The sequence below is a fragment of the Pseudonocardia sp. DxW genome (assembly GCF_058448985.1).
Genome location: NZ_JBZFLK010000040.1, coordinates 1 through 22,259, shown reverse-complemented (window position 1 = coordinate 22,259; position 22,259 = coordinate 1). Strand labels below are relative to the sequence as shown.

The following is a 22,259-nucleotide window of genomic DNA, read 5'->3' as shown; positions in this document are numbered from 1 at the left end:
GGGGTCAGTCCCCCTTCACCGGCGGCGCGCCGGAGTAGTCGTGTCCGGTGCGCAGCGCCTCCCAGACCCGGTCCGGCAGCACCGGCATGTCGATGTTGCGGACCCCGGTGTGCCCGATCGCGTCGACCACGGCGTTCACGAACGCCGCGGGGCCGCCCACGGTCGCGCACTCCCCGACGCCCTTGGCACCGATCGGGTGGTGCGGACACGGGGTGACGACCTCGTGCAGCTCGAAGCCCGGCGTCTCCCAGGTGCTGGGCAGCAGGTAGTCCATGAAGTTCGAGCCGACCATGTTGCCCTCGGCGTCGTAGGTCTGGAACTGCATGCTGGCCATCGCGTACGCCTCGGTCAGGCCGCCCATGATCTGGCCCTCGACGATCATCGGGTTGATCCGCACGCCGCAGTCGTCCACGGCCACGAACCGCAGCACGTCCCATACGCCCGTCTCCGGGTCGACCTCGACCATGGCGATGTAGCAGGCGAACGGCCAGGTCAGGTTCGGCGGGTCGTAGTAGGCGTTGCCCTCCAGGCCCGGCTCCATGCCGTCCGGCATGTTGCTGTAGGCGGCGGCCGCGCACTCCTGGATGCTCACGCCGCGGTCCTGCGCGCCGCGCACGTAGAACCGGCCGAGCTCCCACTCGACGTCCTCCTCGGACACCTCCAGCAGGTGCGCGGCGAGCTTGCGTGCCTTGGCCCTGATCTTGCGGGAGACCATCGACACCGCGGCACCGGCCACCGGGGTGGACCTCGACGCGTAGGTGCCCATCCCGTACGGGGCGGTGTCGGTGTCACCCTCCTCGACGACCACGTCGTCGGCGGGCAGGCCGAGCTCGTGCGCGACGATCTGTGCCCAGGTGGTCTCGTGCCCCTGGCCCTGGCTGCGCGCCCCGGTCCGCAGGATCGCCTTGCCACTCGGGTGCACCCGAAGCTCGGCGGAGTCGAACATCTTGATGCCGAGGATGTCGTACTCGCGGCTGTTCCCCGCGCCGAGCGGCTCGGTCATCGTCGAGATGCCGATGCCCAGCAACCGCCCGCGCGTGCGGGCCTCGGCCTGCTCGACGAGGAAGTCCCGGTAGCCGATGGCGTCCAGGCCGACCTGGAGACACTTGCCGTACTGGCCCGAGTCGACCAGGAACCCGAACGGCGTCCGGGCCGGGAACGCGTCGTCGGGCAGCAGGTTGACCCGCCGGAACTCCGCCTGGTCCATCCCCAGGTCGTCGGCGGCGGCCTGGACCATCCGTTCCTGGAAGTACATCGCCTCGGTGACCCGGAACGAACACCGGTAGGCGACGCCGCCGGGTGCCTTGTTGGTGTACGCGCCCTCCGCGGTGATGTGCCCGACCGGGACGTCGTAGCAGGCGAACGCCGAGTGCAACAGGCCCACCTTGAACTTGGTGGGCTGGGCGTCGGCGAAGAACGCACCCTGGTCGGTGGTCACGTGCATCCGGACCCCGAGCATCTTGCCGTCGCGGCGCATCGCGATCTCGCCGTCCAGGTACATGTCCCGGCCGAACCCGGTCGAGATCAGGTTGGACGACCGGTCCTCCACCCACTTGACCGGTTTCCCGGTCAGGATCGAGCCCAGGATCGAGCACACGTAGCCGGGGTAGACCGGCACCTTGTTCCCGAAGCCACCGCCGAGGTCGGGCGAGATCACCCGGATCAGGTGCTCGGGCAGCTCGGCGATCAGCGCCACCGCGGAGCGGACGATGTGCGGCGCCTGCGATGTGCAGTAGAGCGTCAGCTTCCCGGTGCCGAGGTCGTAGTCGGCGACCGCGCCGCAGGTCTCCAGCGGTGACGGGTGACTGCGCGGGTAGTGCATCGACACCGTCGACACCATGTCCGCCTCGGCGAACACCGTGTCGGTCCCGGCCTTGTCCCCGACGTCCCACCGGTAGGACCGGTTGTCGGTCTGGCCCGCCTTGTCGTCCCGGATGATCGGGGCGTCGGGAGCCATGGCCTGCTTCGGGTTGACGATCGGGGTCAGCGGCTCGTAGTCGACGACGATCGCCTCGACGCCGTCGCGGGCGATGTAGGGGTCGTCGGCGATGACGCAGGCCACCTCCTGCCCCTGGAACCGCACCTTGTCGGTGGCCAGCACCGCCTGGGTGTCGTAGGACAGCGTCGGCATCCAGGCCAGGTTGCGCTGGGCGGCCATCTCACCGGTCAGCACCAGCCGCACACCCGGGATCGCCCAGGCCGCCGACGTGTCGATGGAGGTGATCCGCGCGTGCGCCAGCGGGCTGCGCAGGATCTCCATGTGCAGCATGCCGGGCATCACCACGTCGTCGACGTAGGTGCCGCGGCCGCGGATGAACCGGTTGTCCTCGGCCCGCTTCCGGCTCGCGCCGAGTCCGCCGATCTTGACCTCGTCCAGTGTCTGTGACACGCCGAACTCCTCTCAGACCGTCAGGTCGGTGTGCTCGGCGGTCGCCGGGTCCTCCGCGGACCCGCCCCCGTTGGCCCGATCCTTGTCGGCCGCCCAGAGCACGGCCTTGACGATGTTCTGGTAGCCGGTGCACCGGCAGAGGTTCCCGGACAGCGCCCAGCGCACGTCCTCCTCCGACGGCTCGTTGTTCCGGGTGATCAGCGCCTTGGCGGCGAGCATCATCCCGGGGGTGCAGAACCCGCACTGCAGGCCGTGCTCCTCCTTGAAACCCTCCTGCACCGGGTCCAGCTCGCTGGGCGTGCCCAGCCCTTCCACGGTCGTCACCTCGTGGCCGTCCGCCTGGACGGCGAGCATCGTGCAGGACTTGATCGGCTCACCGTCGTAGAGCACCGTGCAGGCTCCGCAGTTGGTGGTGTCGCATCCGATGTGGGTACCGGTCAATCCGAGACCCTGGCGCAGCAGGTGCGCCAGCAGGAGTCGCGGCTCGATCTCGACCGAGCGCGACTCACCGTTCACGGACACCGTGATCCGGCGCTGTTCCACGCCGACCTCCTTCTGCGTCGGGGTACTCATCAGGCGGCCATCGCCGGGGCGAACTGGGACAGCGCACGTCTGGTGAACGTGGCGACGACCTGCCGCTTGAACTGGGCGCTGCCGCGGTGGTCGCTCTTCGGCTGGGCGATCCCGGCCGCGAGCTCGGCTGCGTGCTCGACGACGGCGGGCTCCAGCCGGGTGCCGACGAGTGCCTCGACCGCGTCGGTCGCGGCCAGCGTCGTGGCGCCGACCCCGGTCAGGGCGATGCCCGCCCGGGTGACCCGGCCGTCGGTGGCGATCTCCAGTGCGACCGCGATACCGGCCGTCGCGAAGTCGCCGACCCGGCGTTCCAGCTTCAGGAACGTGCCGTGCCGGGTGTCGCGGGGCGCCGGCACCAGGGCCGCGACCGCGATCTCGTCGTGCTCGAGCGCGTTCTGGAACGGGCCGGTCGAGAACCCGTTCACCGGGATCCGGCGCTCGCCGCGCGCGCTGCGGGCGACCACCTCGCCGCCCAGCGCGATCATCGCCGCAGCCCAGTCACCCTGCGGGTCGGAGTGGCACAGCGAGCCGACCAGCGTGCCCCTGCTGCGGACGATCGGGTCGGCGACCAGCGGTGCGCAGGCGGCGAGGGTGGGGTGGCGGACCGGCAGCAACGCGGAGCGCTCCAGATCGGCGTGCCGACACAGCGCGCCGACCTCCAGACCACCGTCTGCGGTCTCCCGGTGGTAGTCCAGCCCCGGGATGTTGTTGATGTCGACCAGGATCTCCGGCTGGGCGAACCGCAGCTTCAGCAGCGGGACCAGGCTCTGCCCGCCGGCCAGGACCTTGGACTCGTCGTACTCGCCGAGCAGCGCGATCGCCTCGTCGAGCGTCCGGGGAGCCTCGTAACGGAAGCGTGGTGGGTACACGGTCTCTACTCCTCGTGCGCGGCGTGCCGCGGGCGGCCGGTGTCGGGCTTCGGTGGTTCGGGGATGGCCACCGGACCGGTCTCGTCCTCCGGGTCGGGGCGCGGGTTCTGGTGCGGCGGCCACGGTCCGGCGACCGGCTGACCTGCGACCTTCAGGAAGCCGACCATCCCCGGATAGTCGAAGATCGTCGGACTCGCACCGGGTCGGGGTGGTTCGTCGGCCGGCTCGCCGAACAACTCGGCCATCCGGGGGTTGCGGCCGCTACGGCCATCGGGTTCCGTCGTCATCGTCGGGCCGTCCTTCCGGCGTCCGCGCCTGAGGGACCGGGCGACGGAGCATTCGCGTTCGACATGATCCGCGGCACTGTGCCCGGTCGTGGCCCACAGCACACCCGCGCCCTAAGCAAAGACTTAAGGTCACTTGCTCCCGGGTGTGGCCGGGGACACGATGGCCGGGTACCCACCACCCGCCGCACCGAGCCGGAGCCGTCCCGATGCAGGTCCCCGCCCACTTCGAGTACCAACGGGCCACCGACGTCGACCACGCCGTCGCGTTGCTGACCCGGTTCGGTCCGGAGGCCCGGGTGGTGGCGGGCGGGCACAGCCTGATCCCGATGATGAAGCTGCGGCTCGCCCAGCCCGAGGTGCTGGTCGACATCAACGAGCTGTCCGAGCTGTCCGGGATCCGGTTGCACACCGGACCCGGCGGACCCGAGCTCCGGATCGGTGCCCTCACCCGGCACGCCGACCTGCTGGACTCGGCGGTCGTCGGCGAGCACGCGCCGATGCTGCACGACGCCGAGCGGGTGATCGCGGACCCGGTCGTCCGCAACCGCGGAACGGTCGGCGGCTCGGTCTGCCAGGCCGACCCGTCCGAGGACCTGTCCGGTGCCTTCACCGCGCTGCGGGCGACGGCGGTGATCCGCGGCGAGGACGACGAGCGCACCGTCGGGATGCGCGAGTTCTTCCACGGCCCGTACGAGACCGCGGTGCGGCCGGCCGAGGTGCTGGTGGAGCTGCGGGTCCCGGTGCCCCCGGGCAGCGGCAGCTGCTACGTCAAGGTCGACCGGCGGGCAGGAGACTGGGCGGTCGCCGCGGCCGCGGCCGTGCTCCGGCTGGACGCGGGCCGGGTGACCGAGGTCGGGCTGGGCCTCACCGCGGTGGGTGCCCCGGGCTTCGGCGCCCCCGAGGCCGAGGAGTACCTGATCGGCCGGACGCCCGACCGCGCGTCGTTCGCCGAGGCCGGCCGGATCGCCGCGCAGCACTGCCGGCCGGTCGCCGACCAGCGCGGACCCGTCGACTACAAGCAGCACCTGGCCACCGAGCTGACCGCGCGGGCGCTGGCCGGGGCGACCGCCCGGGCCGTGGACCGGTGAGGCGACCGTGCAGATCCGGGTGAGTGTGAACGGCACCGAGCACGTCCGCGACGTCGAGCCGCGGATGCTGCTGGTGCACCTGCTGCGGGACGAGCTGGGTCTGACCGGCACCCACTGGGGGTGCGACACCTCCAACTGCGGTGCGTGCGTCCTGTGGCTGGACGAGATCCCGGTCAAGTCGTGCACCGTGCTCGCCGTCATGGCCGACGGGCACCGGGTGCGCACGGTCGAGGGGCTGGAGTCCCCGGCGGGCCTGGATCAGGTGCAGCGCTCGTTCATCGAGTGCCACGGCCTGCAGTGCGGGTTCTGCACGCCCGGGATCCTGATGACCGCCCGCTGGCTGCTGGACCGCACACCGGACCCGACCGAGCGGGAGGTCCGGGAGGCGATCAGCGGCCAGGTCTGCCGGTGCACCGGCTACGAGAACATCGTCCGCGCGGTCCGGCACGCCGCCGTCGCCGAGCAGGCGGCGTCGTGACCGCGGTGGCACCGGACCCGACCGGGTTCGGTCCGGTGCGGCGCAAGGAGGACGCCCGGTTCGTCCGCGGCCGCGGCCGGTTCGTCGACGACATCGTCCTGCCCGGGATGCTGCACGCCGCCGTGCTGCGCAGCCCGCACGCGCACGCCCGGATCCTCTCGGTGGACACCAGCGCCGCCGAGTCGCACCCCAAGGTCCGCGCGGTGCTCACCGGAGAGGACATGGCCCGCCGGGACATGGCCTGGATCGCCACCCCGTCGCACGACGTCAACGCGGTGCTGGCCACCGACAAGGTGCGCTACCAGGGCCAGGAGGTCGCGTTCGTGGTCGCCGAGGACCGCTACGCGGCCCGCGACGCGCTGGCCCTGATCGAGGTGGACTACGAGCCGCTGCCGGCGGTGATCGACGCTCGGACGGCGCTGGACCCGGACACACCGGTGGTCCGGGACGAGCTGCCCGGCCGCACCGACAACCACGTGTTCGATTGGGAGAGCGGGGACGCCGCCGCGACCGAGGCGGTGTTCGCCGCCGCCGAGCACGTCTCGAGCTGCGACCTGGTCTACCCGCGGGTGCACCCGGCCCCGCTGGAGACCTGCGGGATCGTGGCCGACGCCGACCCGGTCGACGGGCGGCTGACCGTGCACTCCACCACCCAGGCCCCGCACACCCACCGGGTGCTCTACGCGCAGATCACCGGCGTCCCGGAGCACCGGATCCGGGTGGTGGCCCCGGACATCGGCGGCGGCTTCGGCAACAAGGTCGCGATGTACCCGGCCTACGTGTGCGCCGTCGTCGGCTCGATGGTGACCGGGCGCCCGGTGAAGTGGACCGAGGACCGCTCGGAGAACCTGATGGCGTCCTCGTTCGCCCGCGACTACCACATGCACGGCGAGATCGCGGCCACCCGGGACGGCCGGATCCTCGGCGTGCGGGTGCGGGTCCTCGCCGACCACGGCGCGTTCAACGCCACCTCGCAGCCGACCCGGTTCCCGGCCGGGTTCTTCGGTGTCTTCACCGGCTCCTACGACCTGCAGGCGGCGCACTGCCGGGTCACCGGCGTCTACACGAACAAGGCGCCCGGCGGCGTGGCCTACGCCTGCTCGTTCCGCATCACCGAGGCCTCCTACCTGGTGGAACGCATGGTCGACGTGCTCGCCCGCGACCTCGGTCAGGACCCGGCCCGGCTGCGGATGGCGAACCTGCTGCGCCCGGACCAGTTCCCGCACCCGACCCCGACCGGCTGGGAGTACGACTCCGGGGACTACCCGGCGACGCTGGGACTGGCCCTGGAGATGGCCGGCTACGAGACGCTGCGCGCCGAGCAGGCCGCCGCCCGCGCGGAGTACGAGCGCACCGGCCGCGGCCCGCTGCTCGGGATCGGGCTGAGCTTCTTCACCGAGGCGGTGGGCGCCGGGCCGCGCCGGATGATGGACATCATGGGCCTCGGCATGGCCGACGGTGCCGACCTGCGGATCTTCCCGTCCGGCGGTGCGGTGCTCGCGGTGTCCTGCATGAGCCAGGGGCAGGGCCACGAGACCACGTTCGCCCAGATCATCGGGCACGAGCTCGGCCTCCCGACCGACGAGGTGCAGGTCGTGCAGGGCGACACCGACCGCACCCCGTTCGGGCTCGGCACCTACGGGTCGCGCTCCACCCCGGTCTCCGGTGCCGCGGCCGTCGTGGTCGCCCGCCGGGTGCGGGACCGGGCCAGGCTGATCGCCGGCGCGATGCTGGAGGTGGATCCGGACGACCTGGAGTGGGCGCCCGGGCGCTGGCAGGTCCGGGGCGACCCGGCGGCGGGCGCGACCCTGCGCGAGATCGCCGCGGCTGCGCACTCGGACCTGGAGCTGCCGGACGGCGTGGAGGGTCACCTGGACGCGTCCTGCGTCTACAACCCGCCGAACCTGACCTTCCCCTGCGGCGCCTACGTGTGCGTCGTGGAGGTGGACCCGGTGACCGGGCAGGTCCGGGTCCGCCGGTTCGTCGCCGTGGACGACTGCGGCGTGCGGATCAACCCGATGATCGTCGAAGGCCAGGTGCACGGGGGCCTGGCCGACGGGATCGGCATGGCCCTGATGGAGCTGGTCGCGTTCGACCCGGACGGCAACCACCTCGCCGCCTCGTTCATGGACTACCTGCTGCCCACCTCGATGGAGTGCCCGTCCTGGGAACTGGGAGAGACCGTGACGCCGTCACCGCACCATCCGATCGGAGCCAAGGGCGTCGGCGAGTCGGCGACCGTCGGCTCGCCCGCCGCCGTCGTCAACGCCGTGCTCGACGCGATCGGCGTCCGGCACGCCGACATGCCGCTGACCCCGGCCCAGGTGTGGCGGGCCGTGCAGGGTCGCCCGCTGCGTCCCGACCTGGCGCTCCGGTGAGCGTGGTGAGCACCGTGAGCACGTCCAGCACATCCGAGATGCTGGCCCGGGTTAGCGACCTGCAGGCGCACCGGACGCCGTTCGTGCTGGCGACCGTGGTCCGCGCGGAACGCCCGACCAGCGCCAAACCGGGCGACCGTGCCGTCGTACTCGCCGACGGGACCATCGACGGGTTCGTCGGCGGGTCGTGCGCCGAGTCGACCGTCCGGCTGGAGGGGTTGCGGCTGCTGCGCGCGGGCGGGTCGGGGCTGCTGCGGATCACCCCGGACGGTGGTGGGGACGGCGACCCGGTCGAGGGCCTGCGCACGGTGGGCAACCCGTGCCTGTCCGGCGGCACCCTGGAGATCTTCCTCGAGTCGATCGTGCCACCGACGATGGTCACCGTGTTCGGGGACTCACCGGTGGCCAGGGCGCTGGTCCGGGTCGGCCGCAGCCTGGAGTACGACGTGTCGGCACACACCGACCCCGAGGCGCCGATCGGACCGGACACCGCGGGCGTGGTCGTGGCGTCGCACGGCCGGGACGAGACGGCCGTGCTGCGTGCCGCGCTGGAGGCCGGGGTCCCGTACGTGTCGGTCGTGGCGAGCCGGCGCCGGGCCGCCGCGATCCGCGACGAGCTGGCCGGGCTGGGCGTCTCGGCCGAGGAGGCCGCGCGGGTGGCCGGCCCGGCGGGCCTGGACATCGGGGCACGCACCGCCCCGGAGATCGCCCTCTCGGTGTACGCCGAGCTGCTGTCCGGCCGCACCGGTCGCCCGGAGGCGGCGGACGGACCGGCCTCCGGCGCGCGTCCGCCGCCGGCGCCGAGGGCGGCGCCGCAGCGCCACCCCGAGGCGGAACCGGGGCCCCCGGACGGCGCGGGTGCGGACGGCACCGCGGTCGACCCGGTGTGCGGGATGTCGGTGGCCGCCGTGCCAGCGAGCACGTCGGCCGTGCACGACGGTCGCACCTACTGGTTCTGCGCCGACGGCTGCCGGCGGGCGTTCCTGGCGGACCCGGGCGGGTTCGGCACGTGAGCGGGTCCGATCGCCCGGACTCCGGGCCCGCGCCACCGGATGTCACCGACGTCGACGGGCTCCGCGCCGCGCTGGACCGGGCCGGCTATCTGGCCGGCGGGGCGCTCGGCACCGCGATGTACCTGGCGCTCCGGATGCGCCAGCCGCTGTTGCTGGAGGGCGAGCCCGGGGTCGGCAAGACGCACGCCGCGACCGCGCTGGCGCAGGTGCTGGACACGCCGCTGCTGCGGGTGCAGTGCTACGAGGGGATCACCGCGGCCGAGGCGCTCTACGAGTGGAACCACGCCCGGCAACTGCTGGCGATCCGGCTGGCCGAGTCCCGTGCCGAGCACCTCCGCGACGATGACCTGTTCACCGACGACTTCCTGCTGTCCCGCCCGCTGCTGGCCGCGGTGCGCCACCCCGGTCCCCGGCCCGCGGTCCTGCTGATCGACGAGATCGACCGGGCCGACGACGAGTTCGAGGCGTTCCTGTTCGAGCTGCTGGCCGAGGGTGCGGTGACGATCCCGGAGCTGGGCACCCGCCGCGCGGTGGTGCCGCCGGTCGCCGTCCTCACCTCGAACCGGACCCGTGACCTGCACGACGCCCTGAAGCGTCGCTGCCTCTACCACTGGATCGCCCATCCGGAACCGGACCGGGTGGCCGAGATCGTCCGGCGGCGGGTGCCGGAGTCGGCCGCGCCGCTGGCCGGACCGGTCGCCGGGGTCGTGGCCCGGATGCGCCGGCTTGACCTGCTCAAGCCTCCGGGGGTGGCCGAGGCGATCTCCTGGACAACCGCACTGCACGTGCTGGGCGCGCCCGCCCTGGACGCCGAGGTCGCGGCGCTGACTCTCGGGGCCGTCCTCAAGTACGACGATGACGGCGAGACGGTCCGGGCGGCGGGGCTGGCCGGTCTGCTGGCCGATGGCTGAGCCGGACCGGGCCACCGGCGACCGTCCCGATCTCGCCGTACTCGCCGCACGGCTCGGTGCCGCCTGCCGGGCGGTCGGTCTCCCCGTGGGCCCGGACCGGTCCGCGCGGTTCGCCGCCGCGCTCGTCCTTCTCTCCCCCGCGACGACGGCCGGGCTGCGTGACTGCGCGCACGCCACCCTGGTCGCCGACCCGGCGCACGCGACCGTGCTGGACCGGGTGCTCGACGTGCTCCTCGACGACCTCGTCGTCGATCCGGTGCCGGATCGCGGGGACCCGGCGAACCCGGCGATCGAGCAGGGGGTGCGCGGACCGCCCGCGGGCGCGGGGACGCCACGACCGGGCCGGGCCACCGGGGTCCCGCACCCGTCCGGTCGGCCGGCGCGGGCGGACGCGCCGCCCGTGCCCGCCGCGACGGCGGCGAGCCCGGCCGAGCGGCTGGCCGAGCGCCCGTTCGACGGGCTCACCCCGGACGAGCTGCGCGACCTGACCGCGGCGATGGCCGCGTTCCACCTGGTCACGCCGCTCCGCCGGAGCCGGCGAACCCGACCGGACCGGCGGCGTGGGCGGGAGGTCGACCTGCGGGCCACGCTGCACGCCGCCCGGCGCACCGGCGGCGACCCGGTCCGAACGGTGCGGCGGTCCCGACGGGTCCACCGGCGGCGACTGGTGGTGCTGTGCGACGTGTCCGGGTCGATGGAACCGTGGGCCCGGGCAATGCTGCAGCTGCTGTGGTGCGCGCGGGCCGGTTGCGACGCCGAGGTCTTCGCCTTCGCGACCCGGCTCACCAGGGTGACCGCGGAGCTGGGCCGGGGTTCCCCGGAGGCCGCCCTGGACGCGGCCGCCCGCGCGGTGCGGGACCGGTCCGGCGGGACCCGTATCGGGGACGCCCTGGAGTCCTTCCTGGACGGCCCGGGAGCGCGCGGGACGGTACGTGGCGCCGTCGTCCTCGTCGTCTCGGACGGGTGGGAGACCGGCGATCCGGCACGGCTGGGCCGGCAGATGGGCAGGCTCTCCCGCCTGGCGTACCGGGTCGTCTGGTGCAATCCCCGCACCCGGCTGGCCGACTACCGGCCGCTGGTCGGCGGGATGGCGGCGGCGTGGCCACACTGCGACGACGTCGTCAGCGCGCACAGCCTGGCCGCGCTCGACGAGCTGCTCGCCGCGCTGGCCAGGCCGCGACGCGCCGGCCCGCGGCGCTCGGCGCGAACAGCCACGCGGTCCCACGTCTGGCCCCGCCGATCCTGTCCCCGTGCTAATGCCTCGTCCAGGAACGTTGGGGACGTAACCGGGTCAGGTTGATCAGCCCGGTTCGCCGCAAGAGGTTATCCGCCGGAGGTGGTGGGCATGGCGCGACAACCCGAGGTCTTTTGTCCGGGAGCTGACCCCGCAAGTTCACCCCGCTCCACGAGATCATCTGCGGTTCGCCCGCGCCCCACCGCAGCAGGCCGAGCGCCCGTTCACCACCTGGAGCCTGACCAAGCTCGTCGAGCACCTCGGCCCGGCCCATCGGGTCGCAGGCAGTGCCGAGACCGTCCGGGAAGATCCTGCGCGACGCCGGAGTCCGCTGGCAGGCCACCACAGCCTGGAAGGCCACCAAAGATCCTCGGTTCGCCGAGAAGGCAGCCCGCATCCTCGACCTCTACGACCGCTCCGCCGCCGGGCAGCTCGTCATGGCCAAGTGTGGTCTGCGTGGACGAGTTCGGCCCGCTCAACCTGCAGCTACACCCAGGCGAGACTGGCTCCCCAGCCGCCCCCCGGCCCGGCTACGCGACACCTACCACCGCTACGGCGGGGTCCGACACGTGCTCGCCGGGCTCGATCTCGCCTCCGGCCAATGTTCTACCGGCTATGAGACCGCAAGCGTTGGCGGGAGTTCCTGGACTTCCTGCGCCAGCTCCGCCGCCGCTTCCCCACCGGGCGGCTCAACGCCGTCTGCGACAACCTCTCCCCGCACTTCAAGGCCGAAGTTGCGCACTGGTGCACCGGCACGCCGCCGGGGCCCGGTCTTCATCGGACTGTTCCAGGTGTCAATGGCCAGTTTGTGGTCCCCGCTGGTGGCCGGGTGAAAGTCCCCGGTCCGGGGTTGTTCAGCTGGTGTTGATGGCGGCTCCCTTCTTCGCCTTTCGGGCTTCGCGCATGCGGTAGGAGTCGCCGCTGGTGACGACGACCTGGGCGTGGTGCAGGAGCCGGTCGAGCAGGCTGACCGCGGTGGTGTGTTCGGGCATGAACCGCCCCCATCGGTCGAAGGGCCAGTGGGAGCTGATGGCGAGGCTGCGGCGTTCGTAGGCGGCGGCGACGAGCCGGAACAGCAGTTGGGCGGCGGTGTCGTCGAGTGGGGCGAACCCGATCTCGTCGATGATGATCAGGTCATGGCGCAGTGTGTGGTCGATGAGTCGGCCGACGGAGTTGTCGGCCAGGCCGCGGTAGAGCGCTTCGACCAGGTCGGCGGCGGTGAAGTAGCGGACCCGGTGCCCGGCCTCGACCGCCGCCGTGCCAAGCGCGACGAGCAGATGCGACTTCCCGGTGCCGGCCGGGCCGACCAGGGCGAGGTTCTCCGGGGCGCGGATCCATTCCAGCGAGGCGAGGTAGTCGAACGTGGCCTGGGGGATCGAGGAGGCGGACAGGTCGAACTCGTCGAGGGTCTTGGCGACCGGGAACCCGGCCGCCTTGCGCCGGTTGGCGATGTTGGAGGCGTCCCGGGCGGCGACCTCGGCCTCGACCAGGACCCGCAGCAGCTCCTCAGGACGCCAGCGCTGGGTGCGGGCGGTGAGCAGCAGCTCCGGCGCGAGGCGGCGCATCGCGGCGAGCTTGAGTCGTTTGAGCCCGGCCTCGAGGTCCGCGTCGAGCGCCGGGGGCTTGCTCGCAGTCATGACGCATCACCCTCGACGACACCGCCGGCGGGTGTGGCGGTGTCGGTGAAGACGGCGTAGTCGGTCAGCGAGCGGGTCGGGACCGCGGGCAGCTCGACCACCAACGCCTGCCCGGCCGGTTGGGGTCTCGGTGCGGCAGCGCCGGCGGCGAGGATGGACCGGACGTCCTCGGCCCGCCAACGACGGAACGCCGTCGCTCGGGCCAGCGCGTCGAGCAGAGCCTGTTCGCCGTGAGCCTGGCCGAGTGCGAGGAGCTCGCCGAGCTCGGTGCCCAGGCGGGCCGATCCGGCTGCGACAGCACCGGTCAGGAACGCCTGCGCGGCGGGCCCGAGTGCGCAGAACGTCTTCTCGTCAGCGGTCTTCGGGCGGGCCGCCCGAACCGGAGTCGTGGGGCGCGGCCCGCCGTAGTGGGCGTCGATCACCGACGCCTCGCCCGGCCCGACCAGGCGGTGCTCGGCCAACACCACCCCGGCCCCGGCAACTGCGCCGACCCTGCCGCCGGGTGTGGCGGTGGACAGGATGGTGAGGCGGTCGGCGTGGGTGCGGACCTCGACCCGGGTGCCGATCGCGGTGGTGGGGACCGAGTAGCGGGCCGACCCGAACCTCACGCAGGACAACCGGTCGACTTTGCGGATCACCGCCGGGCCGGTGATCCGAGGGCGCAGCGACGGGAGCCCGCCCAAGACGTCGAGCTCGTGTTCGGCCAGCCGCTCAGCGGGGATCGCGGCGATCTCCGAGTGCGTCACCGCGTTGACCTCCGCGCACCACTGCTGCGCTGCGGCGTTGGCCGCGGCCAGGTCGGGGCGTCCCGGCCCCCCGGTGTCCCCGGTGTCGAGGTCGACCAGGTCGCAGCCGATGATCAGGTCGGCTTTGGCGTAGCCGACGAGGTTCTCCACGATGCCCTTGGACTCCGGATCGTTGCCGTGGCAGAAGTCCGGGCGGAACCGGTAGTGGCTGGCGAAGCGCACGTAGTCCGGTGTCGGGACCACGAGGTCGGCGACCACGGCGGCCTTCAGACACCCCCCATCCGGTCGGCGAGCACGACCTTCGGGACCCCGCCGATGGTCTCGAAGCACTCGGCCAGCATGTTCAGGGTGGTCTCGGCGCGTTCGTCGACGGCGAAGCGGACGAACCGCACCCTCGACCAGGCCAGCACGGCGCAGAACACGTGCAGCCCGGCGATCACGCCCCAGTCGATGACCAGGTGCTCGCCCGGGGACCACACCGCCGGACGCCGCCCGCGGTGATGATCGCGGCGCCAGTCGGCCTTCGCTTGCGCGACGAGGCGGCGGAAGTTGCGCGCCGAGCCCTCGTAGCCCGCGGCGCGAGCATCGGGCAGCAGCCGCTTCGCCGAGATCCTGCCCTTGGTCTTCTCCACTCGCCCGGCGACCAGCTCGGCGACCGACTCATAGTTCCGGGAGCGTGGTTTGCGTTGCGGGACAACACCCCCCGCGTCATGACGCTCGATGACCCGACGCACGGTCTTCGGTGTCGTGGCGCAGATCGCGGCCGCGCCGCGATAACTGCCGACATCCCGATAGGCCGAAATGATGTCCATCCGTTCCCTCGCAGACTTCAATGGGAGACCCCTGGGTGGTGCGGCGGCTGGCTTCGACAACCACCACCGTCACCGCCCAGGGCCTCAACCCGGCGTACGACACGACGAGGGACCGGGGACTTCTATCTGGCCACCAGCGGGGACCTCACAAGGCCACCCGCGGGGACCTGAACCTGGCCACCAGCGGGGACTTTTTCATGGCCACGGACACCACGTGCAGGCCCCCGTTCGGCTACATGTATCCGCTCGTGGAACGCTCCAGTGTTGACCTGCCTGGCGGGACGGGGTGGGGCCCTCGGAGCCCGGCGTTGCTCGGCCGAAGTATGTGACTACTTCCAAACCTCCGCGACGGCTGTGCGGAGCGCGTCTACGGACTCTCCGGTCAGGGCCCTTGGCCACCGGGACGAAGTCACCGAACGTCGACGCCTGCCATTCGTGATGGGTCGGTCGCGGAGAACGTCGGCAGGTGCAGGGCTGGGCACCTGTGAACGTCGATAGAGACTTGCGTAAGGCGTAAAGGTCGTCCGGCGGTCAAGCCAGGTCGGTGGGCGGGGGGCCCGCGTCGGTCGAGGCTCCAGGAGGACCCGCCGCCTGCACCATCGGTGCGAGGGGTACCCCACGGGTTTCGGGCAGGGCGGCGACGGCCGCAGCACTGGCCAGCGCCACCACGATCAGCGCGGTGGCGAGCAGCCAAGGCGATCCTCCTGTGGCGGCGACGAGACCGACGGCGATCACCGGCGCCGGACCGGCGAGGACGGCACCGGGGATCTCGCGTCCGAGGGCGAACCCACTGAACCGGTAGGCCGCGGGGAACAGCTCGGCGTAGTATGCGGCCTGCGAGCCGAACATCGCCAGGCACCCGCCACCGAGGGCGAGCGCGAACGCGACGACGACCAGCGTCGGGTTGCTGGTGTCGATCAGCCAGAAGAACGGGAACGAGATGGCCGCGCAGAACAGCGACACCGCGAGGTAGACCGGTTTGCGTCCCAGCCGGTCGGACAGCGTGCCGACAACGGGGATCGCAACGGCACCGGCCGCGCAGCCGACGAGCAACGCGAACAGCGACGTGGCGCTGGCCACGTCCCGGTCGGCCAGATAGCTCAGCGAGAAGGTCTGGATGACGTAGATGTTGAAGGCGAGCGGGCCGTTGGCGACCATCACCAGCAGCAGCCGGCCGGGCATCGCCTTGATCATGTCCAGGGCCGGGACCTTGGTCTGGGCGCGGGCGGCCTTGAGGTCGGTGAACACCGGGGACTCCGGGACCCGGAGCCGGATGACCAGGCCGATCCCGACCACGACCAGGCTGAGCAGGAACGGGATCCGCCAGCCCCAGGTCAGGAGCTGTTCCTCGGGCAGCATCGCGACTAGCCCGCTGACCGCGGCGGCGAGGCCGATCCCGAGGAAGACCCCGGAGGCGGGGATCGCGGAGTAGAAGCCTCGGCGCCGGGTCGGGGCGAACTCGGCGACCATGGTGACGGCACCGACGTACTCGGCGCCGACGGCCAGCCCTTGGGCGAGGCGGCAGACCACGAGCAGGATGGGCGCGAGAATGCCGACCGCCGCGTAGGTCGGCAGGACCCCGATCAGTACGGTCGCCACGCCCATCAGCAGCAGGGTGCCGACCAGCGACGCGCGGCGGCCGTACCGGTCGCCGATGTGGCCGAAGATGATCGCGCCGACCGGCCGCGCGACGTACCCGACACCGAACGTGGCGAAGGCCGCGACCAGGCCCGCGGTCGGCGAGAAGTCCGGGAAGAACAGGGTGGCGAATACCAGCGCGGCGGCCTGGCCGTAGATGGCGATGTCGTACCACTCGATCAGGCTGCCGATCAGGGTGGCGGGGATGAGCCGGCTGCGCGACTCCTCCCAGATCGCCTCAGGTGTCGGTGTGCTGGCGGGGGCGGCGTTCATCGGCGTCCTCCTGGGCGGGTGCCACGGCGGAGAGGTTTCCGGGGTGGACGAGGTTCAGTAGGGGCTCACCGGCACGGAGCCGGTCGAGGTTCTGCGCGATGACGCGGTAGCGGCGCGCGGGCAGGGCGTGCGTCCAGGCACACGAGTGCGGTGTGCACCAGGCGTTGGGCAGGTCCCAGAATGGCCGTGTGGCCGGTTCGGGACGGTCGTCGGCGCCGCGCGGGTAGCGGTACCAGACGTCGAGGATCGCGCCGCCGATGCGGCCGTCACGGAGCGCCTCGAACAGGGCGGCCTCGTCGACGACCGCCGCGCGCGAGACGGCGATCAGCACGGCGTGCGGGGGCATCAGCGCCAGTGCGGCCCGGTCGATCAGGCCGGTGGTCTGCGGGGTCAGCGGGCAGCACAGCACGAGGTGGTCGGCGCGGGCGAGAACGTCGCCGAAGCGGGAGGTGGGGAGGACCTCGGCGATCCCGTCGGCGGACGCGCGGTCGTCGACGGCCAGGACGTGCATCCCGAACGCGGCCGCCCGGGTGGCGATCGCCCGCCCGATCCGGCCGTACCCGACGACGCCGAGGGTGCGCCCGTGCAGCTCGCCGTGCGGGCGGCGGTGCCGGTAGAGGTCCGGCCAGGCCTGCGGGGTGAAGGAGGCCTGCAGGTCATCGGCGCGGATCTCCCACTCGAGCATGCGGGCCAGCACGAACTCGGCGATCGGCACCTCGTGCTCGTAGACGTTCGCGACCGCGGTGCCGGGGTGCAGAGCGTCGAGGTCGACGCCGTCCAGCCCGGCGCCCGGGACGTGCAGCAGCCGGAACGGCGGCGCCTGGCCGTCCGGGCGGCGGAACCGCAGCGAGACCACGACGTCGTCCGGCGCGATGGTGTGGTCGTACGCGCCGGATCCGGCGGCCTCGGCCGGCAGGGTCGCGATCGGCAGGTCCGGCCCGAGGTGGGCGCGCAGCTCCGCCTCATGCTCGCCCGACTCGCCGACGAGGTGGACCCTCACGGCCGCGCACCCGCCGCCGCCGCCGCGGTGAGTACGTCGCGGACCACCTGCTCGGTCACCGGGGCCGGGTTGGTCCGGCCCGCGGTCAGCGCCGGGTGGTCCTCGTGGTCCTCGGCGGTGGCCGCGATCCGCACCGCCCGGTCGAGCTCAGCGGGCCCGACGCCGACGTCGCCGAGCCGGGTCGGCAACCCGGCGCTGGAGACCAGGTCCCAGACGTGCCCGGGTAGGTCGTCGGTGCCGATCGCGTCGGCGATCCGGCTGAGGTCGCCGGGCGCCCGCTCGAGGAGGTGCGCGGTGACGTAGGGCAGCACGACGGCGTGCGCGACGCCGTGCTCGACCTCGAAGCTGCCGCCGAGCACGTGCGCGACCGCGTGTTGCAGGGCGAACCCGCCGGTCAGCGCGGCACCGGCGAGGTAGGCCCCGTAGAGTAGGTCGGCGCGCGCGGCTGGGTCGCCGGGGTCGGCGACGACGGCCGGCAGCGCGGTGGTGACCACCCGAGCCCCCTCGACGGCGGCCGGTTGCAGCAGCGGGCTCACGGTCGGCAGGTACACGGCGTCGATGCAGTGCGCGAGCGCGTTCATCGCGCTCGAGGCGCTGACGGCCACCGGCAGCGACCGGGACAGCTCGGGGTCGTAGACGACGACCGAGGGCAGCATTGCCGGGCTCTGGTGCATGCGCTTGACCCCGTCGATCGTCATGCCGCAGAAGCCAGTCATCTCCGATCCGGAGTAGGTCGTGGGCACCGCGACGATCGGCAGGCCGGTCTCGTAGGCGATGCCCTTGCACAGGCCGGTCGCCGCGCCGCCGCCGACCGCGACCAGGCAGTCGGCGCTCAGGCCGGCGGCCTTGTCCCGGCCCCGGTGGGCCAGCTCGATCGGGACCTGGCTGACCGCCTCGGGCAGCAGCCCGGCGCAGCGGTGCCCGAGCAGCGCTGCCGCCCGGTCGCCGAGCCCGACCCGGCCCGGTGTGGTCACCACCAGCGCCCGTCCGGCGTCGAGGTGGTCGATCTCCGCGGCCAGACCGGCGAACGTGCCGGGACCGAACACCACGCGGCGGGGGGTCGCGTTGTGCACGCCGCCCGGATGGGCGAAGGAGCGAGTCACCAGTCCACCACCGTTCCGTCGGCCAGCAGGGCGCTGCTGCTGTGCGGGATCTCGGGCGCGTACGGGTGCCGGGACGCCTCGGCCTCGTCGACCTCGACCCCCAGCCCAGGAGCAGTCGGGAGCGACCAGTGGCTGCCCTCGCGCGCCATCGGGGTGTCGACAACCATTGGGCCCGATCAGGCCGACCACTCCGCCACTGGTGCGGCCGGCGGAGATCGATACCCCGCGCAGCACCAGGGCGTCGTCGTAGCCGAAGGAGATGTCGCGCGCATCGAGCATGGGTCAGACGGCTCCGTTCCCGGGGTGGGTCAGGTGGTGCGCAGACGGCGCACGAGCAGGACCAGCAGCGGCGCCCCGACGACCGCGGTGACGATGCCCAGCGGCAACTCGCGGGGGTCGAACACGGTCCGGGCCACGACATCGGCCCACAGCAGAAACACCGCGCCGAGCAGTGCCGCCACCGGCACCGTGAGCCGGTGGGTGCCGCCGACGAGTACGCGCGCGACGTGCGGCACCACCAGCCCGACGAAGGCGATTCCGCCGGAGACCGCGACTGCGGCACCCACACACAGCGCTACCACCGCGAGCAGCGACGCCCGCCACCGCGCCGGGGCCACGCCCAGCGCGCGGGCGGTGTCGTCACCGACGGCGAGCGCGTCCAGGCGCCGCGCCGAGGCGATGGCCACGATCAGGGTGAGTGCGACGACCGCACCGGTGATCACTACCGAGCTCCACCGGGCCTGGGACAGCGAACCCAGCAGCCAGAACAACACCGCCCGCGCCCCGTCCGGGGTGTCCGAGGCGAAGATGAGAAAGCTGGTGACCGCGTTGAGCAGGTAGCCCACGGCGACCCCGGCCAGCAGCAGCCGGACCGGGGTGATGCGCCCACCACTGCGAGCCAGGGCGAATACCAGCGCGAGTGCGGTCACCGCCCCGAGGAAGGCGCTGCCGGTCAGCGAGGCCGCCCCGGCAGCCGACCCGACACCGAACAGGATGGTCAACGCCGCCCCGGTGGAGGCGCCCGAGGTGACTCCGAGCAGGTAGGGCTCGGCGAGCACATTGCGTACCAGGGTCTGCAGGATCGCCCCGCACAGCGCCAACGCCGCGCCGACCACGATCCCCAGCAGCACTCGCGGGCGCGCACCTGCCACACGATCGCCACCTGTGCCGGGCTTGCGTCGAGCGCGGTGGGCAGCCTAGCGCGCGGTTGCCGATGATCGCGGTCACCGTGCCGGGAGGCACCGCGACCGCCCCCAAGCCGGTCGCAACCGGGGCGCTGACCGCGAGCAGTGCGACTAGCCCGCCCACCCAGAGTAGGGCGCGCCGTCGGCGTTGCCCCCGGTCGAGATCGTCGTCGGGCGGACCGGTATGGCCGGGCGCGTCGGCGAGCGCGGTCACCGCTGCGCGGCCAGCTGGTCGGCCAGGCGCTGCAGCCCTTCCACCGCGAGGATCCCGTCTCCTGCGTAGAAGTAGTCCAACGCCAGCACAGTCTCGGTCTCGACCGCCGGGAGTGTGGCGAGCTCGGGGCGGGCGAGGACGGCGTCACGCGCGGCCGGCTCACTGAGCTGGTCGCTGGCCTGGTACAGGGCGAGGATCACGTCCGGGCGGGCCGCGATCAGGCTCTCGGTGCTCGGCTCGAAGTAGCGCTGATCGGTGCCGCTGAACACGTCTCGCAGCCCCAGGATCTCCAACTGCTGGTGCACCGTACTGCGGGCCCCGTAGGCGCCCAGCGCGGTGTCCGCGCCCCCGCTGACGAACAGTGCCGCGGCCGAGCGGTCCGCCGTCGCCTCCAGCACCCGCTGGCGGGCGGCATCGACTTGGGCCCGCAGATCCGCGACTGCCGCCGCAGCCTGCTGCTCGGTCCCGAGGACGCGGCCGTAGAGCTCGATGTCGGCAAACACCGCGTCGAAGCCCCGCAACGGCGACTCGTCGCAACGCGCGCTGATCAGCAGCGTCGGGATCCCCGCCGCCGCCAAGTCCTCCGGCGTGGTCAGGTTCAGGTCGAAGGCCACCACCAGATCGGGCGCCGCTGCGATGATCGCCTCCCGCGACAGACCCCCTTCCGCCGAACCCGGGATCACCAGCTGCGGACGCTGCGACAGCTCCGCGGTGGCCGCGCCGAGGGGCTCGCCCTCGATTGGGGCCATGGTGCTGATCCGCTCCGCCCCGCCGGCGGCCCACAGCATCGTGCCCGGCTCACCACCCAACGCGAAGATCCGCTGCGGCGGCGCCTCGATCGTGACCTGGCGACCACAGTTCTGCACCGTCATCGGGTAACCCGCGGCGCCACTGGCATCCCCCGGGTCCGGGGGCGGCGACCCGCTGCAAGCGACAGTCCCGCCGAGCACCAACGCCGTGATCACGGCCCCGAGTCGTCGACGCATGCGAGTGCCCTTCCCGGAGAAGCTGGTCCAGCCGATGGCATGGACCGAACCAGCTGGCGGCCCTACCACCGCCTCGAGCTGCCGTCATGATGATCGTGCCCAGAAGCTGTCGGATCGAAGCCGGCTGTCGCGCGCCGCACTCATGTCGTCCCGCAACCGGCCCGCGAGGCGCCCGCTCGCTGCGCTACTGCTGAAGCCTCGGCTCACCGGTGGCCTGGAAGCACAAGCGCAGCGCACACCGGTCGTGACGCGAGCGGTTAGCGCTCGAGCGGTGCACCAAGAGCGTGGAGAACGCGAGCACGGACCCGGCTTCGACGACGATCACCTCCTCGTCGCTGCTGTCGATGAGTGAGGGATCGGGGTGCTGACCGATCGGATCCGTGGGGTCGACCGGCAGCCGACCGGCGAGGTGGCTTCCCGGTAGCAGGCACAGTGGCCCGTTGTCGGACCGCGCCTCGTCCAGGAAGACCACCACATTCACCGACGGCGCCGCGATGGTGTCCTGATGCCAGCGGTACTCCGACCCGACACCTGCCTTCTTGAGGTTCAGTGCCGAACGCAGTGCCGTCACCTCCGTTACGCCCAGCACCTCACACGCCGGCTCAATCACCCGGCGGTCGGTCCAGAGCCCTTCGAGGCGGGCATCGAGATGGGTGACCGGCGACAGGCTGCGCACCACGTCCGGCGCGTGCGGTTCCCAGTGGATGGTCGCGCCCTCGACCTGCTGCAGATGGTGCCCATCGGCCCACACCGCGGTGGTCTGGTCACGGTCCACAGCCTCTGCGGCGGTGAGCATCTGCTGCAGCGTCTGATCCGCAGCGCCACGCAGCGAGACCAACTCCTCCCCGGTGAAGGCACCGGGGACGACGGTGAACCCAGCCCGCGACGCGATGACGGACGACGCACCGGAGGACACGACCCGAGCGTAGAGGCTATTGCCAAGACACGGCAACAGCCAGAAACCGGTCGAACCCCGGAGGTGGCCCCGCCCGTGAGCGACCCTATGTCCGTTCTGCCGGCTTTAGCGGCTACCTGAGCGCAGTGCGAGGCGGGAGGTCATGTCCAGATGGACTTCGCCGTAGGGCTGCACGTGGGCCCAGAACAGGGCGGTGAGACCGCGGTGATCGGCCTCGGACAGGGTGTCGCCCCAAGCCGGGTCGTCGAGGACGTCTTGGAGCAAGGTCTGGGCGCTGGCGAAGCGCAGCGTGACCGGCCGGGTCGAGGCATCGCCGTGGGGTCGTAGCGATGGTGTAGCCGCGCTCGTGGAGTAGCTGCCGGGTCTCGCGATCGCGCGGCCGATCGAGTTCTGGTTGATCTCGAGCAGTTCAAAGAGCACTCGCTGCGAGCAAGATCTGACCCGAATCCGTGAGTAGCCGCCGAGCTGATCATGACGGCGAGAAGTTGATGTTGTTCGGGTCGCGGATCGGCTGTCGAGCAGCGCGGCAG

The 22,259-nt window shown here is 72.5% G+C and carries 19 protein-coding genes and 1 pseudogene; 6 read left to right on the top strand and 14 right to left on the bottom strand.

Annotated elements, in window-relative coordinates; genetic code table 11:
• Nucleotides 1–4 precede the first annotated feature (4 nt).
• Genes ACVJO7_RS32650 through ACVJO7_RS32635 form a run of 4 tightly spaced genes read right to left on the bottom strand, consistent with a single transcriptional unit; the run spans nucleotide 5 to nucleotide 4,118 of the window.
• A complete protein-coding gene (locus ACVJO7_RS32650) occupies nucleotides 5–2,389 on the bottom strand; it encodes an aerobic carbon-monoxide dehydrogenase large subunit (protein ID WP_491676161.1) in 2,385 nt (794 codons plus the stop codon).
• Between the two features lie 12 nt (nucleotides 2,390–2,401).
• The gene (locus tag ACVJO7_RS32645) at nucleotides 2,402–2,962 is read right to left on the bottom strand and encodes a (2Fe-2S)-binding protein (protein ID WP_491676160.1); all 561 of its coding nucleotides are present in this window, start codon (nucleotides 2,960–2,962) and stop codon (nucleotides 2,402–2,404) included.
• Nucleotides 2,962–3,831 (bottom strand): FAD binding domain-containing protein, encoded by an 870-nt coding sequence (locus ACVJO7_RS32640; RefSeq protein ID WP_491676159.1) that lies wholly within the window; start codon nucleotides 3,829–3,831, stop codon nucleotides 2,962–2,964. The genes ACVJO7_RS32645 and ACVJO7_RS32640 overlap by 1 nt, the downstream gene beginning before the upstream one ends.
• Nucleotides 3,832–3,836: 5 nt before the next feature.
• Complete coding sequence (locus ACVJO7_RS32635; RefSeq protein ID WP_491676158.1) at nucleotides 3,837–4,118, bottom strand: hypothetical protein; 282 nt, start codon at nucleotides 4,116–4,118, stop codon at nucleotides 3,837–3,839.
• A 206-nt stretch (nucleotides 4,119–4,324) separates the two neighbouring features.
• Here ACVJO7_RS32635 and ACVJO7_RS32630 point away from each other — a divergent pair, with 206 nt between their 5' ends.
• The 6 genes from ACVJO7_RS32630 to ACVJO7_RS32605 are packed head-to-tail and all read left to right on the top strand — an operon-like array spanning nucleotide 4,325 to nucleotide 11,286.
• Nucleotides 4,325–5,206 (top strand): FAD binding domain-containing protein, encoded by an 882-nt coding sequence (locus ACVJO7_RS32630; protein WP_491676157.1) that lies wholly within the window; start codon nucleotides 4,325–4,327, stop codon nucleotides 5,204–5,206.
• A 7-nt stretch (nucleotides 5,207–5,213) separates the two neighbouring features.
• Entirely contained in the window at nucleotides 5,214–5,684 is a 471-nt protein-coding gene (locus ACVJO7_RS32625) for a (2Fe-2S)-binding protein (RefSeq protein ID WP_491676156.1), read from the top strand.
• Nucleotides 5,681–8,062, top strand: a complete 2,382-nt coding sequence (locus ACVJO7_RS32620; RefSeq protein WP_491676155.1) for an aerobic carbon-monoxide dehydrogenase large subunit — start codon at nucleotides 5,681–5,683, stop codon at nucleotides 8,060–8,062. Before ACVJO7_RS32625 ends, ACVJO7_RS32620 begins: the two co-directional genes overlap by 4 nt.
• 14 nt (nucleotides 8,063–8,076) lie before the next feature.
• The gene (locus ACVJO7_RS32615; protein ID WP_491676154.1) at nucleotides 8,077–9,075 is read left to right on the top strand and encodes an XdhC family protein; all 999 of its coding nucleotides are present in this window, start codon (nucleotides 8,077–8,079) and stop codon (nucleotides 9,073–9,075) included.
• A complete protein-coding gene (locus ACVJO7_RS32610) occupies nucleotides 9,072–9,986 on the top strand; it encodes an AAA family ATPase (protein ID WP_491676153.1) in 915 nt (304 codons plus the stop codon). Before ACVJO7_RS32615 ends, ACVJO7_RS32610 begins: the two co-directional genes overlap by 4 nt.
• Nucleotides 9,979–11,286, top strand: coding sequence for a vWA domain-containing protein (locus ACVJO7_RS32605; protein WP_491676152.1), 1,308 nt, complete (start codon nucleotides 9,979–9,981; stop codon nucleotides 11,284–11,286). The genes ACVJO7_RS32610 and ACVJO7_RS32605 overlap by 8 nt, the downstream gene beginning before the upstream one ends.
• A gap of 788 nt (nucleotides 11,287–12,074) precedes the next feature.
• Here ACVJO7_RS32605 and istB read toward each other — a convergent pair.
• From istB to ACVJO7_RS32555, 10 genes and pseudogenes are all read right to left on the bottom strand, one after another.
• Nucleotides 12,075–12,857: an IS21-like element helper ATPase IstB gene (gene istB / locus ACVJO7_RS32600; RefSeq protein ID WP_491676151.1), complete on the bottom strand. Its 783-nt coding sequence runs from the start codon at nucleotides 12,855–12,857 to the stop codon at nucleotides 12,075–12,077.
• A pseudogene (gene istA, locus ACVJO7_RS32595) lies at nucleotides 12,854–14,436 on the bottom strand (IS21 family transposase). The gene istB and the pseudogene istA overlap by 4 nt, the downstream one beginning before the upstream one ends.
• A gap of 510 nt (nucleotides 14,437–14,946) precedes the next feature.
• Complete coding sequence (locus ACVJO7_RS32590; protein WP_491676150.1) at nucleotides 14,947–16,326, bottom strand: MFS transporter; 1,380 nt, start codon at nucleotides 16,324–16,326, stop codon at nucleotides 14,947–14,949.
• Nucleotides 16,292–17,326 (bottom strand): NAD(P)-dependent oxidoreductase, encoded by a 1,035-nt coding sequence (locus tag ACVJO7_RS32585; RefSeq protein ID WP_491676149.1) that lies wholly within the window; start codon nucleotides 17,324–17,326, stop codon nucleotides 16,292–16,294. The genes ACVJO7_RS32590 and ACVJO7_RS32585 overlap by 35 nt, the downstream gene beginning before the upstream one ends.
• Nucleotides 17,323–18,429 carry a maleylacetate reductase gene (locus ACVJO7_RS32580; protein ID WP_491676148.1) on the bottom strand — a complete coding sequence of 369 codons (1,107 nt, stop codon included), beginning with the start codon at nucleotides 18,427–18,429 and terminating at the stop codon, nucleotides 17,323–17,325. The genes ACVJO7_RS32585 and ACVJO7_RS32580 overlap by 4 nt, the downstream gene beginning before the upstream one ends.
• Nucleotides 18,426–18,596 (bottom strand): hypothetical protein, encoded by a 171-nt coding sequence (locus tag ACVJO7_RS32575; protein WP_491676147.1) that lies wholly within the window; start codon nucleotides 18,594–18,596, stop codon nucleotides 18,426–18,428. The genes ACVJO7_RS32580 and ACVJO7_RS32575 overlap by 4 nt, the downstream gene beginning before the upstream one ends.
• Nucleotides 18,597–18,737: 141 nt before the next feature.
• On the bottom strand, nucleotides 18,738–19,580 hold the full coding sequence (locus tag ACVJO7_RS32570; RefSeq protein ID WP_491676146.1) for a FecCD family ABC transporter permease: 843 nt from the start codon (nucleotides 19,578–19,580) through the stop codon (nucleotides 18,738–18,740).
• A 243-nt stretch (nucleotides 19,581–19,823) separates the two neighbouring features.
• Nucleotides 19,824–20,699 carry an ABC transporter substrate-binding protein gene (locus ACVJO7_RS32565; RefSeq protein ID WP_491676145.1) on the bottom strand — a complete coding sequence of 292 codons (876 nt, stop codon included), beginning with the start codon at nucleotides 20,697–20,699 and terminating at the stop codon, nucleotides 19,824–19,826.
• A 298-nt stretch (nucleotides 20,700–20,997) separates the two neighbouring features.
• On the bottom strand, nucleotides 20,998–21,729 hold the full coding sequence (locus ACVJO7_RS32560) for a phytanoyl-CoA dioxygenase family protein (RefSeq protein ID WP_491676144.1): 732 nt from the start codon (nucleotides 21,727–21,729) through the stop codon (nucleotides 20,998–21,000).
• Between the two features lie 105 nt (nucleotides 21,730–21,834).
• The coding region (locus tag ACVJO7_RS32555; protein ID WP_491676143.1) for a hypothetical protein at nucleotides 21,835–22,259 on the bottom strand (425 nt) is incomplete at its 5' end.